We start from the raw sequence: 14,801 nt of genomic DNA on the forward strand, positions 1-14,801 counted from the left end.
GCCCTCTGTGCGTCCGCCTTCGCCGTACTCTTTGACAAAATCGGAGCCCCCCCATAACGGGCTACCCGGGTCAGATTATCTGTTATTAGCGTTTCAATGGCACATTATGTGGGCAAATTGGAAAGGCGTTGTTAGTAGCCGCAAATATAAATAACGTTTGACGAAGAAATTTTTATCTATTGACGGTTAATAACTATTTCTTTTGCCAGACTACGCACCAGAGCCTGGCATCCCCGTTGGATGAAACATCTCATGCCTCGATAAAGGCGCCACTGGCGCCCGGCCCATTCTGCTGGCCTGACGGCAGGATGGACAATCGGACACGCCTGCCGCATGGTGCGCTTGCTGGAGAGCGGCAGACATCCTGTCAATCAACGCATGAATTGAACCCGGCAGAATGCGGTCGCTCTCAGGCAGGACTGCCCGTGACAGCATGGATGACCCATTCCGCTGCGCGAATACCGTCTATCCCTGCCGAAAGAATGCCCCCGGCATAGCCTGCGCCCTCACCCGCCGGGAACAGTCCTGCAATGCCCGGGCTTTGACCATCTGCGCCACGCGGCATTCTGATCGGTGATGATGTACGGGTCTCGACGCCAGTCAGCACGGCATCCCCCATCGAGAACCCCTTGAGCTTGCGTTCGAAAGCCGGAAGCGCTTCCCGGATCGCCTCAACGGCGAAATCCGGCAGACAAAGGGACAGATCGGTCGGGGTCACGCCCGGCTTGTATGAGGGCACGACATCGCCAAGGGTGGTTGAAGGACGCCCGGCAAGGAAGTCTTCCACCCGCTGGGCTGGTGCCTTGTAGTCCCCGCCACCCGCAACGAAAGCCGCGCGCTCCCAGTGACGCTGGAAAGCGACACCTCCCAGCACATCGTCGGGATAATCGCGCTCTGGTGAAACATCGACCACGATACCGGCATTCGCATTGCGCTCGGCACGGGAATACTGGCTCATGCCGTTGGTCACGACCTGATTGGGCTCCGAGGTGGCCGCAACGACCGTGCCCCCGGGACACATGCAGAAGGAATAGACGGCCCGGCCATTCTTCGCGTGATGCACCAGCTTGTAATCGGCCGCCCCCAGAAGCGGGTGGCCACCCTGATCGCCAAAACGGGCGCAATCGATCAGGGATTGCGGATGCTCGATCCGCACCCCGATCGAGAAGGGTTTGGCCACCATCGGCACCTGAGCCTCTCGCAGCATTTCGAACGTATCGCGTGCGCTGTGCCCGACCGCAAGAATGGCGTGATCCGTCTCAAGCGTTGTGCCATCAGAGAGGCGCAGCCCCTTCAACCGACGGGGCGAACCCTCGGTGATCAGCCCGTCAACGCGCACCCCGAAGCGATAGCTGCCCCCCAGACGCTCGATTTCCCCACGGATATGCTCGACCATGGAAACGAGCCGGAACGTGCCGATATGGGGCTTTGAAACGTAGAGAATTTCCTCCGGTGCGCCTGCCTTGACGAACTCCTCCATGACCTTACGGCCCAGGTGGCGCGGGTCACTGACGCCGCTATAGAGCTTGCCGTCGGAAAACGTCCCGGCACCACCCTCGCCAAACTGCACATTGCTCTCAGGCGTCAATTCCGACCGGCGCCACAAGGCGAAGGTATCGACCGTACGCTCACGTACGATCTTGCCACGCTCGATCACGATCGGACGCAGTCCCGCCTGGGCCAGAATGAGTGCCGCCATTACACCGCAAGGGCCTGCACCGATCACGACGGGGCGAGGCCCGCCCGCCCCTTCCGGCGTGACGGTCGGGAGAACGTAAGACGTATCCGGGGTTGGCATGACCGACGGTGTGTTTTCATGAGCGGCAAGAACCGCCGCTTCATCGTCGATCGAGCAATCAACGCTATAGACAAGCACGATGCGCCCGCGCTTGCGCGCATCATAGCCGCGACGCGCGACCGTAAAGTCTCGCAGCGCTGCGCTATCGATGTTCAGCCGGGCGAGAATCGCCTCGCGCAACGCATCGGTCGAGTGGTCGAGGGGAAGCCTGAGTTCGGTAAGCCGGATCATGACGGCTGGAAGTCATGGAGAGAGGGGCTTTGTCAAGAAAAGAATAGGCCGCCTTAGCCAGCGACCAAAGCCCCTGCTGCCTCTCCCACCTGTCGGAAGAGGCAATCTCTCTCCTGTTTCTCAGAGTGCCGGGCGTTGTGCCTCTGTGCGGTCACGAATAGCCTTGAACTCCGACCCCTGCTTCCAGCTCGGCCACATACGCGAGAAGGCGAGGCTACGACCGACTTCATACAGGGCGGCCGCATCTTCTGCCGCACCGCTGAGATCCCAGCTCGCATTCCAGGCATCACAGGGCTGGTGATAGCAGGCCATGTAGCCCTCGAGCCATTTGCGCCCGGCAGGCACACCGCCTTTGAGCAGGTCGGGGTAACCCGCCAGATCCATGATCGGCAGAACCGGCACACCAGCCCGGGCGAAAGGGAGATGATCGGCGCGATAGAAAGCGCCGCGCTCAGGCAGAACCTCGTTCTGGGTCACGCGCCCCTGAGACGATGCAATGGTCGAAAAATCGTCCTGCAGGCTATTCTGTCCGGCGCCGACGATGAAGGCGTTGTGAGACAGCCCCCCCATCTGCAAGACGTCGATGGTGAAATTGGCCACCGTCTTTTCGAGGGAGACGAGGGGATGTTCGACATAATAAGTCGAGCCCAGAAGGCCACGCTCTTCCGCCGTCCAGGCCGCGAATACGATTGTTCTTTCAGGTGCCGGCCCTTCCTTGAAGGCGCGGGCAATTTCGAACACCGCAGCCACACCCGAGGCGTCATCGATCGCCCCACGGCGGATCATAGCCTCTCCATGAGGCCCCTTGCCCTTGCCAAACGCATCCCAATGGGCGCCATACATGATCGTCTCATCAGGATGAGTTGTGCCCGGCAATTTGGCGAGGACATTGCGACTCTGAAGGTGGGTGGTCGCCACATCAAAGCTCGTGGTCAGACTGGCAGAAGGAAGGATGACAGGGCGGAAATCGGGGCGACGTGCCGCTTCGCTCAACGCGTCCAGGTCCAGCCCGGCCCGCGCAAACAGCTCATGAGCGGCCTTGCCCTCGATCCAGCCCTGCAACAGCAGCGAGTCTGGCGCACCCTGCTTCTCGAGCGCAAAATTTTCTCCTCCAGGCGCAGTGACCGTGCTCCAGGGATAGCTGGCCGCTTCGGTATCATGAACAACCAGCGCACCGATCGCCCCCCGCCGGGCTGCCTCCTCGAATTTGTATGTCCATCGCCCGTAATACGTCATGGTCCGACCGCCGAAACGATCGAAAACGGCCTCGTCCGGCTTGGCGCGGAAATCGGGATCGTTGATCAGGATGACCGCAATCTTGCCCTTGAGATCGACACCCTTGAAATCATCCCAGTCACGCGCAGGCGCGTCCACGCCGTAACCGACGAAAACAAGAGGGGCATCGGTGATCTTGATCTGCGACGAGGGCATATTCGTCGTCAGGTAGATTTCCTGCAACTGCCTGTATATTACGGGTTCTGATTGCCCCACCCGGAACTGGACCACGCTCTCAGGCGCAATCTTCGTGTGAACCATCGGGACTTCCTGGGTCCAGCCGCCGTTCTCACCGGCGGGCTGCAGCCCGATCGCCTGAAACTGCGCCACCAGATAATTCACCGTCTTGATGGCTCCGATCGTTCCGGGAGCACGCCCCTCGAACGGATCAGACGCCAGGGTCTTGATCACCTCCGACATGCGGACAGGGTCCATCGGGGCATAGACAAGGGGATCAGCCGCCAGGGCAGAAGATCCGAGCAACCCGAGCATCGACAGGATGGCCGTGGCTGAGATACGGGCTGATCGCATTGTTATTTCCTTGTCTTTATTGTCGTGGCGACGAAGACGCCGTTTCTTTGTGTTGCTTTGCGCGCGGCCGAGAAATGCCACCAATCGAGCGCCTCACCCGTGCGGCACTGATGAATGGCGGCAGAAAAGATATCATGAACACAGGGATCGTGATGCTGGCCTGTCTGAACACACAGGCGCTGATAGAGAATATCGGGGTCACAGGATGCGAGTTGCTCGCGTGTCGTAATGCCGAGCAATGCGAGATCCTCGAGCGCCGCCGGACCGATATTGCGCAAACCGACAAGGGTCACAGCGGCGCACCGATATCGGGGCGAAGCGGCATCGCAAAAGCGGTAAGGCAAGGTTTCATGGTCGGTCCTTTCAAAAGGCGAACCCTGGAACACGCATACGGAACAGACTGAGAGATCAAACCGAAACCACCGATACGAGGCGAGTCACCGAAGCCTCTGAAATCGTTATAAAATAGTTAACATGCAACCCATTGCGCACGGACATCGCATACCACCTCACAAGAGACGATAATTCAACGACGAAATTGACGTTTTTGATTACAAACCCTTTCTATCGCCCTTATTTGCCCGATTGAAACAAAACTCACGACGACGTTGAAAGAATAAATCGAAAATAATCCAGTCGATTCACCAATATTTGGCAGCAACGTTGTAACAGGACAATTAACCCCAATGCTGCCACGTTATTTCCCGCCGATGGCACGCATACGATAATTCACGTGCTCAGCCACAACCCTGCATGGTTCATGTTGGCTTGAGCCATGCTGATGCCGTATAGGAGCGGTTTCGCGAGATTTACGGAAAGTGCCCCATGGCCGAAACGCCCTGCGACCATGCCCATCATGCGGGTCATGATCCTCACGCGCCCCATCAGGGCTGTTCTCATGATCACGACCACGCTCATGACCATGACGATCATGCCGGGCATCATCATGGCCATCACCACGGGTATGGGCACGGGCATGTTCACGAGCCTGCCAGCTATGGCGTGGCCTTTCTGATCGGCGTCACGCTGAACGTCGCCTATATCGTTGCCGAAACGGTCTGGGGGCTCCTGGCCCATTCGCTCTCGCTTCTTTCCGATGCCGGGCATAACCTGTCCGATGTGCTGGGGCTGGGCGCGGCATGGCTTGCCCACAGCCTCGCAAAGCGGGCGCCCACCGCGCGTTTCACCTACGGTCTCAAGCGTTCGACCATACTTTCTGCCCTGAGCAATGCCGTGCTTCTGCTGCTGGTGACGGGCGGTATCGTCTGGGAGGCCATCACCCGGCTCATCCATCCCGGTGAGGTCGCGGGCCGCGTCGTCATGCTGGTGGCCCTTGGTGGCATCGTGGTGAACGGTGCAACGGCGTTGCTCTTCATGAAGGGTGGCAAGGACGATCTCAATCTGCGCGGCGCCTTTCTGCATATGGCGGCAGATGCCGTCATGTCGCTTGCAGTCGTGATTACCGGTCTGATCATCATGCTGACGGGGTGGACGATCCTCGATCCCATCGTGAGCCTAGTTGTCTGTATATCGATCATCTTCGGCACCTGGTCGCTGCTGCGTGCCTCACTCGACATGGCACTGGACGGCGTGCCGGAGCGTATCGATCTCGAGCAGGTCGCCACGAGCCTGCGCGCCCTGCCGGGTGTTGAAGACCTGCATCATCTTCATGTCTGGTCGCTCAGCACGACCGATACGGCCCTGACTGTCCATCTGGTCAGTGCCGCGCCTGCCGGTGGCCAAGATGCGCTCCTGCGCGAGGCATCGACCATGCTCTCCAAGCGTTTCCGTATTGGCCACGCCACATTCCAGATCGAGGCCCCCGGCAGTGCCTATCCATGCGGCACGGCGCCTTGCGGCACTTCTCCCGGCGGCAGCGGCATCTCATGCTGAAGCAACCCGAAAAGATCGTTTTCGGCTGGGTCTCGCTCTTCGTCAGCCTGATCGCGCTCGGGCTGAAATACATTGCCTGGCGTGTGAGCGGCAGCGCGGCTTTGCTGTCGGATGCGCTCGAGACCATCATCAACGTCGCCGCTGCCATCGGCGCGCTCTGGGCGCTCAGCGTTGCCCAGCGACCGGCCGATGACAATCACACCTACGGGCACGACAAGGCCGAATATCTTTCCGCCGTGACCGAGGCTGTCCTTGTGGTGCTGACCGCAATCGGCATCGCCTGGGTTGCATGGAAGAGCTGGCTTCTTCCCAATACCGACATCGCCCCCTGGCGTGGCATCGTGTTCAATGCGCTGGGCGGGGTGATCAATCTCGTCTGGGGGCTCGTTCTCGTGCGTCAGGGGCGCCTCAAACGCTCGCCAGCCCTTACCGCCAATGGCCGCCACGTCATTTCCGATGTCTGGACCACTGTCGTGCTGGTGGTCGGTATCGCGCTCATTCCGCTCACCGGTTATGCCCGTCTCGACGCCCTGCTTTCCGGCCTCGTTGCGCTCAATGTCCTGCGCGTGGGCTTTGACATGATGAAGCACTCCATCGCCGGATTGATGGATGAAGCCCCCGATTCGGACACATTGCAGATGATCCGCGTCGTGATTTCGGAACACGCCACCGGCGCGATAGAAGCGCATGATATCCGTGTGCGTACGGCGGGCAGTGTCAGCTTCATCGAATTTCACCTCGTCGTACCCGGCGCCATGAGCGTGTCCGATGCCCATGACATCTGCGATCGGGTTGAACACGCGCTCAGACGCCATCTGGGGCGGGCCCTGATCCATATTCATGTCGAACCCGAGGAAAAGGCGAAGCAGACAGGCATCCCGGTGCTGGCATAAGATCGTTTTAGGACCGAACCGGACGCTCGCAGCGTCGTTAGGTTTTTGAGACGAGAGTTTCTTGACCTGTCGCCCGCGGTGCTGGCAGGAGCGTTCCACACCGGTCGGTGCCTCCCGATCTCCAGACAGGCGAGCATTCATGCGCCCAAGCACCGCTCTGCGGCAAAAGAACCGCATCCAGCATCTCCGCCGTTCCGCGCGTAGAACGACGTCGCAATGGCGTCGTACCCTCACCTACTGGCTTGGTGCCGTTCTGGTGGGCGTGGTGGCTGTCGGCTTTGCCGGCACGGCAGACTGGGCAGCGCGCGCACGCGGGCGCCTGCTGCACTGGGACCCTTACGTGATGCTGGTTGTCGTTCCCGCCGGGCTCGCCTTTTCGACCTGGGTAACACGACGCTTCTTTTCGGGCGCACAGGGAAGCGGCATTCCGCAAACCATCGCAACCTTGCACATCGAGAATTTCTCGATCGTCAATCGTGTGCTCTCGCTCAGAATCGCCTTCGCCAAGATCGTTCTGACCTGTTTTGGTCTCATGGTCGGCGCCTCGATCGGCCGTGAAGGCCCGACCGTACAGGTCGGTGCGGCCATCATGCATGGCTTCTCGCGCCTGCTGGGCACGGCGAGCGTTTCAGCCCGACGCGGGGCCATTCTGGCGGGTGGTGCGGCAGGCGTCTCGGCTGCCTTCAATACCCCGCTGGCCGGAATCGTCTTCGCCATCGAGGAACTCTCGCATTCCTTCGAACAGAAAACTTCCGGCACGATGCTGACAGGCGTCGTGCTTTCAGGTGTGACGGCCATCGCGCTGGTCGGCAACTACTCCTATTTCGGTCACACCGATGTCGACGTCCCGCTGGGTACAGCCTGGATTGCGGTACTGACCTGCGGCATCGTCGGTGGCATTGCAGGCGGCAGTTTCTCTGCGCTTCTTATCCGCTTCTCGAAGGGAATACCGGGGCGTATCGGGGCGCTCATCAAGGCGCGCCCCGTGGCCTTTGCCGCCCTTTGCGGTTTTGTTCTGGCGCTGCTGGGCCTTGTCTCGCATGGCGCGACCTATGGCACAGGCTATATGCAGGCACGTGCCATCATTGACGGATCGGAGCATTATCCTGCCTCGTTCTTCGTGCTGAAATTCATTGCCACTGTCGTGTCCTATTGCTCGGGAATTCCAGGGGGCCTGTTCGCCCCGTCGCTCTCGGTCGGCGCGGGTATCGGCGGCTGGATCGAGCAATATCTGCCCCATACGACACCGGGCGCCGTCGTTCTGCTTGGCACGGTGGCCTATTTTTCGGCCGTGGTGCAGGCGCCGCTGACCGCGACCGTCATCGTCATGGAAATGTGCGACAACCAGCAGGTAACCCTGGCGCTGATGGCGACCTCCTTCCTGGCTTTCGGTGTGTCGCGCATGATCTGCAAACACGCGCTTTACGGCGCTCTTGCCGACCGTTTCATGGAAGCCGCCCATAGCGCGGCCCCTGCCCCCATCTATACGCGCGGTTCGGCGGCTCCTGCGGTCGAGACCCTTGCAGAGCAGGTCGAGAAGAAGGACTGATCTTTCAAGCGGCGAAACCCCTCCCCATATCGGGAGAATGACACCGCTTTCCATTCTCGATCTGTCCCTCATCCGTGAAACCGGCAGTGCTGCCGATGCCCTCTCGGATTCACGCCTGCTGGCGCAGAAGGCCGAAACGCTAGGCTTTCAACGGTACTGGGTGGCAGAACATCATGGCATTCCCGGCATCGCTTCGGCGGCAACCAGCGTGGTAATCGGAGCCCTTGCCGCAGCGACATCCCGTATTCGTGTGGGTGCTGGCGGCATCATGCTGCCGAACCATGCGCCTCTGGTCATCGCCGAACAATTCGGCACTTTGGATGCGCTCTATCCGGGTCGCATCGATCTCGGGCTGGGCCGCGCCCCGGGGTCTGATCAGAGAACCCTGCGCGCGCTACGACGCAACCGCGAGGGGGCAGAACGCTTCCCGCAGGAAGTGCTTGAACTCATGGCCTATTTCGCCGGGGATGACAGCCAGACCGGCATTCTGGCGACACCGGGCGCAGGCGCCGATATTCCCATCTGGCTACTGGGCTCCTCGCTTTTCTCGGCCGAACTCGCCGCAGCCCTTGGCCTTCCCTTTGCCTTTGCGTCGCATTTTGCCCCACAGATGATGGAAGAGGCCATCGCGCTCTATCGGGAGCGATTCCGCCCCTCGTCGCGTCTTGCAGCGCCTCACGTCATGCTAGCGATGAATATCGTTGCGGCCGATACCCATGAAGAAGCCGATTATCTGGCGACGTCGCGGCGCCTCTACATGGCAGCACTGCGTCAGGGAACGCCGGGGCGCTTTCCTCATCCGGTCCCGGTTCAGGACCTGCCCTGGGGACCGGAGATCAGCCGTCAGTTCGACGAAGTCCTGTCGACAAGCTTCGTTGGCACGGTCGATGACGTTGCGGCGGGGCTGAGCCACTATGTGGAGCGCCACCGACCCGACGAAATCATGATGGCCCTGCCGATCTACGATCTCGTCCCTCGCCTTCACGCCCTTGATCTGGCGCGGGAAGCAGCCAGGCGTGCCGGTCTGGGCTGACCCTTCCTACCCGAGGCGTTCCTTCAGAACGTCGATGGGCAATGTCACGTTAAGTGCTGCATGGTAAATGCTGATGATGAGAGCGTCATCAGTGAGCTACAAGCGGCACCGATTTCCTCGTGAGCTGATCGCTCATACGGTATGGCTGTATTTCCGCTTCCCTTTAAGCTTTCGTCTTGTGGAAGAGCTGCTTCTCGAGCGGGGCGTTGTCGTCTCGTAAGGGACGATCCGTCGATGGAGCCTGAAGTTCGGCACGGCATACGCACGCGCCCTGCATCGCAAGACAGCAAGACCGAATGATATCTGGCACCTGGATGAGGTGCGGGTCGTGATCCGTGTCAAGCTTCACTGGTTGTGGCGCGCAGTCGATCAGGACGGGTATATTCTCGACGAAATCCTCCAGACGCGACGCAATACCGAAGCAGCCAGACGTTTGCTGACACGACTTTTGAAGCGGCAGGGGGTGCGCCCTGCTCGCATGATCACCGACAAGCTGAAATTCTACAGGGCTGCCAGACGCCAAATGTGTCTCTCAATACGGCATCTCTCGCATAAGGGTCTGAACAACCGGGCGGAGAACAGCCATCTCCCTCTACGAAAACGCGAGCATATTATGCAAAAATTCCGCTCACCGGGTGGGTGTCAGCGCTTCGTGTCCGTCTTCTCAGCCATCCGAAATCTCTCCGGCACATCCGCCTCTATCACCACCGCCTTTTCCCGGCACATCCATCGTATCAGGGCCTTCGCTCAATGGAGCAGCGCGACCGCCCTCAGCGTCTGAATGTCCCCTTCGCGGGCTTCAACTAACTCACTTCAGTTAACGTGACATCACTACGCGACCTAATGCACTATGAGAGTGCCACACCTCCACTGTACATCTAAATTTTCGATAAGTGGCCATACATCTGATAAAATTTGAGTTTCAATCAGAGATATTGCTTCAACGTCCCCGTCTGAGGGTTTTACATGAAAAATACACTCTACCCGGAAATTGTTTGAACTGTTTTCAAATACTACAACACCAGCTATGTTAGACACACCTTCCATTCTCAAAGCTTTTTCCACATAAAATGAAACTTTTTTATATCCATCTTCGATTTAGCTCCCTCATGGCATAGACGGAACATTCTGAGCCCCTGTATTGCTATCTCGAATTATTCGATTACTTTTTTCTACACAACTTTTCCACCATATATAACAATTTTCCCAAAATAGACCCAATATTTAGATCTGAGATTACGGATTATCTTATATTTTCCAATCAACACGCCATAAAGCAATTAATTCGGATCCTCTTCAAGTATACTTCTACCCTTTTCGGGGTCATAATTTTTATGGCCGATTTGATTTTTACCCTACTTTCCTTCATGAATTGAATTCGAAGGCTTATCATTCCCTTCTGGATCTTCGTCATTAGGCGGCAGTAAATCTGCTCCGACGGTCTCAGCTGACGTGGGTCGCTTGCTCGGCTGGGCCTGAGTTTCGTTTTTACCGGTATGATCGGCAGCTTGCGGCTCACCTGTCGTCGCGTCTGCATTCTGGTATGCCTGATAGGCTTTCAGAGCGTTATTGAATACATTTCTTGCCTCTTCCTGGGTGAGTGGCGATTTCAGCGCTTTTGCGATATCGCCGACGGTAACCGTCATCCCCCTGACAGTCGTGATTTTCCTGATCGGCGCCAGTGGCGGGCTTTCCACGGTCGTGCAGTCGCGCCTGCTGAGTGTCGCAACCGGATCTGAAGGTCTGGCTGCCGCGCTCAATCAAAGCGCCTTCAACACAGCCAATGCTATCGGGCCGTGGCTCGGAGGACTCGCCGTCGCCCATGATCTGGGCTGGACCTCTGTCGGCTGGGTCGGACTGGCCCTGTCGCTCAGTGGCTTCATAATTTTTCTGCTGAGTCTCGCCGAGGAGGCCTGGTCAAAACAGGCGCGCTCGCGAGGAGCCTGACCAGTCATGCGTTCTGGCCCCTTGGGGCGCCGCATGAGCTGCCTGCTTCTTGCGTCAGGCTTGGCTCGACACCGGTTATGCCGCATCTCGATCCTGTGGTTTTTGATCGAGATCAAGCATTAACAACTGATAATAAAGCTCACGCCATCGCGTCGCCCCTCAGGACAGATCGAAGGCTTTCATCCTGTTCCCTGCCAGGGCGCAGGCCGCATGCACGACTCCGAGATGGCTCAGCCCTTGAGGTGTGTTGCCCAGATACATGCCGGTCTGCGGGTCGATCATCTCGGCAATGACCCCGGTATTGCGTGGCAGCCGCGCCAAAAACTCTGCAAACAGCGCATCAGCTTCTTCTTTTTCACCTAGCAGGGCCAGAGCCTCGACCATCCAGCAGGAGCAGGCGAGAAACGCCCCCTCTTCAGACTGCATACCGCTGTAGCGATACAGAAATGGCCCGCTTCCCAGCTCCGCGCGGATTGCGTGCAGCGTCGCGCGCATGCGCTTGTCACGGTCAAAGCCGAACGGCACAGCCAGGGCGATGGACGCATCCAGCGCATCAGAGCCGGGATAGAACAGATAGGCCTGACGTTTTTCCGACCAGCATTCGCTGTCTATCCACGCCATGATCCGCTCTTTTTCACGCGCCCAGCGTGGGGCGCGATCTTTTGCCAGATGGCCACGTGCCGCCATCTGGCAGGCACGATCAAGCGCCTGCCAGCAGCTGATCTTCGACATGGTGTAATGCTGGTCTTCGGTCAGTTCCCAGATACCGGCATCTTTCTGTCGCCAGTGATCAGCACAGCGATCCGCAAGATCGGCCAGAAGCTGGGCCGTCTTCTGGTCGAGCAGATTGCCGCGTGAGACGAACAAGGCTGCGGTCTCGAAAATATCACCATAGATCCCATGCTGATGCTGACCCGACGCCCTATTGCCGCTGACGACCGGCTTGACCCCACGATAGCCCTCGACCTCGTCATAACGCGTTTCGTCCTCGACGCGCTGGCCAGAAAGGCCATACATGACGAGAGGCCCCTCTTCGCCCAGATGATGCACCAGCCAGGCCAGCGCCGCCTTGACCTCTGCCACAGCTCCCAGACGCAGAAAGGCATTCGCGACATAGGCAGCGTCGCGTATCCACGCGAAGCGATAATCCCAGTTCTTGCCATCGCGCAGACGCTCGGGCAGCGATGTGGTGGCTGCCGCCGCAATAGCGCCGCTCGATGAATAGAGCAGCAGCTTCAGGGCGAGCGCACTGCGACGCACCTGCTCGCGATAGGGGCCGTCATAATGCAGGTCATTGGCCCAGTTGCGCCACGCGGAATCGCTCGTCTCGATGCGGGCATCGATCTCTTCCACCGATGGCACGGCAAGAGGCTCGTTTTCTGTGGCGACCAGGGCAATGAGCGCGCGGGTCTTTTCCCCCACCACGATCTCGGCCTCTATGGCGTCATCTTCTTCGCGGGTCAGGCGCATGTTCTCTGTATGCACCAGATGCGCCAGAACCGAACCAACATGGAAGATCGACCCGTTTTCGGTCTCCTGTATCCAGGGCGCTACGGTGCCGCAGCGTGTCCCAAGGCGAAAACGCACGATGAAGGTCATACGACCCGAAACGCCTTCGATCCGTCGGGCGAATTCCGTCCAGGGCAGGCGCCCGGCAAGGGTGCTGTTCAGAGAATCCGTCAGCCGCGCCGTGCCGTGTTCCGTCTCGATCAGGGTCTCGAGAACATTGCTGTCCTCGCGATAGCGGCGTGTTGCGGTATAGGCCCCGACAGGGCGTATCTGGAAAAAACCACCCGGGCGATGCAGCAGGCGGTCGAACATGGGCGGAGAATCGATATTAGGCACGCAAAGCCAGTCGACACTGCCATCGGGCGCCAACAGAGCCACGCATCGGCCATCGCCGAGAGCCGCATAATCCTCAATGGGCCAGAACCCGTCGAGCGGCCCTTCAGGCGAGAGCGCCCGGGCAAGGGCGGGTATCGTATGCGTCATGGGCGCCTCTCTCGATCTGTCGGCTCGGCTTGTCGCCGGGGCAGATGCAACAATCGAGAGAGGGGACGGGTTTCTCCCGCCAGTTTTTCAGAAGATTTCTATATGGCTCTTGAAGCCGAGAAGTGCCTGATTGTTAAGCTGTTTCTGACCACCGGGGTTGAAATAATACTGGAAGTCAGGCGCGAAGGTGACCCCGCGCAGCACATGAATCTGATAGGTGGCTTCCACCACATAGGCGCTGGTCTGAGGAAAGAGCGACCCGTTCGGGATCGGCAGGCCCTGCATGGCGTAGAGGCGCTGCGAACGCGTCAGGTCGTCAGACACATGAGTCCATGAGAAATTGACGCCAACGCCATCGAGCGGGCGCGACTTCCAGAACCCGCGATCGAGCACACCGATCGAGAGCTGGTCTGCGCGCGTCGCAGTCTGTGCCTTGTTGAAATAGGCCGCACCGATCAGGGTGACGCCGGCATCGGGGGCCTGACCGGGGTGGTGATAGACCATCTGATCCACCAGCCCCCAGGCTGCCCAGGCGCCATGCACGTTGCGCGGCTTGAGGCCGCTCAGCGCAAAGGCGTCGCCATTGCCGTCATAGTAGTTGTCCTTGTGGTCTGCCGTATCATACGCAAAACCTGCCTTGTAATGGCCGGGCAGCGAGTGATCGTGACCAAAGCGCGGCTCCCAGATGAATTCGACCGGCATGGCCTCGCCATCGATCGTCGCGCCGTTGAACTTGAAGCCCGTACGCATCTGGGCATTGCCGTAGATGGCCTGGGTCTGGGTGAAATAGACACCGAATTGCAGAATGGTGTTCTCGCTCGGCCTGATCCGGAACCGCGCTGCCCAGTTGGCATCGGGGTAGGAGGCGTGAGCCGTATTGTCACTCGAGGCCTTCGGGTTACCGCAGAAGGCATTGTTCATGAAGTTACAGTAGAGCGGATTGGCCGAGAAATCGGACAGGAAGGACATGCGCCCCGCCGCCACATTGAAACGGTCATTGAACAGCGTTTCCTCGCCATAGGCATAGACAAGATGGACGACCACGTTGCCGCCACTGCCATAAATTTCCTGGCTGGGGTTGAGGTTGTCGCCAAACATGCGGCTCACGGGAATGCCGTAACGGCCAACCATCACATCATGGGTCGAAAACCCGGTCCAGCCCGCCAGACGCTCCCAGTCAATGTCGTTTTCCATCGAATACTGACCGGTATTGCTCGCCCCCTGGCGCAGACCGAGCCCCTTGGTCGGGGCCGTGATCATGCCTGACATCTCGTTGGTGTTATCGAGCAATATGGCAATGCCATGCTCACGCAGCCAGGCATTCACCCCGAACGGATTGACGAACAAGGCCTCCGGCTTCGGCAGCGGGGCAACGGACGTATCCTTCTGCACCTCCGACAGAGAGGCTTGGGTCAGGGCCGAGGGCTGCTGGCCGGCATTGACGGCGCCATAGGTGGCATTGGCGACCACGGGGGACGGAGACCCCTGCGCATAGGCAGTGGCGGCCATGAACGGCATGGCAAGACAGGCGGAAAAGAGGCGCAAGACGGAAGGGGTCAATGTCTGGCTCAAGCTCCCTGTGAGTGGATGACCGTCTTTTAAGAAAACCGACAGGTTTTTTGGACCCTGCCGGTCGTGTTTTTATGCCGTATCCGTGAT

General features: G+C 59.1%; 10 protein-coding genes and 1 pseudogene. 6 read left to right on the forward strand and 5 right to left on the reverse strand.

The genetic code is table 11. The annotated features are described in order from the left end of the window. Positions 1-409: 409 nt before the first annotated feature. From IEV53_RS07760 to IEV53_RS07770, 3 genes are all read right to left on the reverse strand, one after another. The gene (locus tag IEV53_RS07760; protein WP_188426192.1) at positions 410-2,029 is read right to left on the reverse strand and encodes an NAD(P)/FAD-dependent oxidoreductase; all 1,620 of its coding nucleotides are present in this window, start codon (positions 2,027-2,029) and stop codon (positions 410-412) included. A gap of 120 nt (positions 2,030-2,149) precedes the next feature. Continuing rightward, complete coding sequence (locus IEV53_RS07765; RefSeq protein ID WP_306414285.1) at positions 2,150-3,835, reverse strand: M28 family metallopeptidase; 1,686 nt, start codon at positions 3,833-3,835, stop codon at positions 2,150-2,152. A 2-nt stretch (positions 3,836-3,837) separates the two neighbouring features. Next, positions 3,838-4,128, reverse strand: a complete 291-nt coding sequence (locus tag IEV53_RS07770; RefSeq protein WP_188426193.1) for a helix-hairpin-helix domain-containing protein — start codon at positions 4,126-4,128, stop codon at positions 3,838-3,840. A gap of 532 nt (positions 4,129-4,660) precedes the next feature. Between IEV53_RS07770 and IEV53_RS07775 the strand changes: the two genes are divergently transcribed. The 6 genes and pseudogenes from IEV53_RS07775 (at position 4,661) to IEV53_RS07800 (ending at position 11,150) form a co-directional block, all read left to right on the forward strand. Beyond that, positions 4,661-5,728: a cation diffusion facilitator family transporter gene (locus IEV53_RS07775; protein WP_188426194.1), complete on the forward strand. Its 1,068-nt coding sequence runs from the start codon at positions 4,661-4,663 to the stop codon at positions 5,726-5,728. Then, complete coding sequence (locus IEV53_RS07780; RefSeq protein ID WP_188426195.1) at positions 5,722-6,621, forward strand: cation diffusion facilitator family transporter; 900 nt, start codon at positions 5,722-5,724, stop codon at positions 6,619-6,621. Before IEV53_RS07775 ends, IEV53_RS07780 begins: the two co-directional genes overlap by 7 nt. Positions 6,622-6,760: 139 nt before the next feature. Further along, entirely contained in the window at positions 6,761-8,170 is a 1,410-nt protein-coding gene (locus IEV53_RS07785; protein ID WP_188426196.1) for a chloride channel protein, read from the forward strand. 37 nt (positions 8,171-8,207) lie between these two features. Beyond that, positions 8,208-9,203 carry an LLM class flavin-dependent oxidoreductase gene (locus IEV53_RS07790; RefSeq protein WP_188426197.1) on the forward strand — a complete coding sequence of 332 codons (996 nt, stop codon included), beginning with the start codon at positions 8,208-8,210 and terminating at the stop codon, positions 9,201-9,203. A gap of 73 nt (positions 9,204-9,276) precedes the next feature. Further along, positions 9,277-9,984: pseudogene (locus tag IEV53_RS07795) on the forward strand (IS6 family transposase). A gap of 788 nt (positions 9,985-10,772) precedes the next feature. After that, on the forward strand, positions 10,773-11,150 hold the full coding sequence (locus IEV53_RS07800) for an MFS transporter (RefSeq protein WP_188426198.1): 378 nt from the start codon (positions 10,773-10,775) through the stop codon (positions 11,148-11,150). Between the two features lie 159 nt (positions 11,151-11,309). Here the strand turns inward: IEV53_RS07800 and IEV53_RS07805 are convergent, their stop codons facing one another. Beyond that, positions 11,310-13,142, reverse strand: coding sequence for a glycoside hydrolase family 15 protein (locus IEV53_RS07805; RefSeq protein ID WP_188426199.1), 1,833 nt, complete (start codon positions 13,140-13,142; stop codon positions 11,310-11,312). 87 nt (positions 13,143-13,229) lie between these two features. Then, a complete protein-coding gene (locus IEV53_RS07810; protein WP_229719756.1) occupies positions 13,230-14,714 on the reverse strand; it encodes a carbohydrate porin in 1,485 nt (494 codons plus the stop codon). Positions 14,715-14,801: the final 87 nt, after the last annotated feature.

Origin of the sequence: Asaia siamensis (assembly GCF_014635085.1) — a bacterium.
GTDB lineage: Bacteria > Pseudomonadota > Alphaproteobacteria > Acetobacterales > Acetobacteraceae > Asaia > Asaia siamensis.

Excerpts from the sequence above, each read along its gene's own strand:
- IEV53_RS07760 (WP_188426192.1), bottom strand. The coding sequence starts at position 2,029 with ATGATCCGGCTTACCGAACTCAGGCTTCCCCTCGACCACTCGACCGAT.
- IEV53_RS07780 (WP_188426195.1), top strand. The coding sequence starts at position 5,722 with ATGCTGAAGCAACCCGAAAAGATCGTTTTCGGCTGGGTCTCGCTCTTC.
- IEV53_RS07765 (WP_306414285.1), bottom strand. The coding sequence starts at position 3,835 with ATGCGATCAGCCCGTATCTCAGCCACGGCCATCCTGTCGATGCTCGGG.
- IEV53_RS07790 (WP_188426197.1), top strand. The coding sequence starts at position 8,208 with ATGACACCGCTTTCCATTCTCGATCTGTCCCTCATCCGTGAAACCGGC.
- IEV53_RS07775 (WP_188426194.1), top strand. The coding sequence starts at position 4,661 with ATGGCCGAAACGCCCTGCGACCATGCCCATCATGCGGGTCATGATCCT.
- IEV53_RS07805 (WP_188426199.1), bottom strand. The coding sequence starts at position 13,142 with ATGACGCATACGATACCCGCCCTTGCCCGGGCGCTCTCGCCTGAAGGG.
- IEV53_RS07785 (WP_188426196.1), top strand. The coding sequence starts at position 6,761 with ATGCGCCCAAGCACCGCTCTGCGGCAAAAGAACCGCATCCAGCATCTC.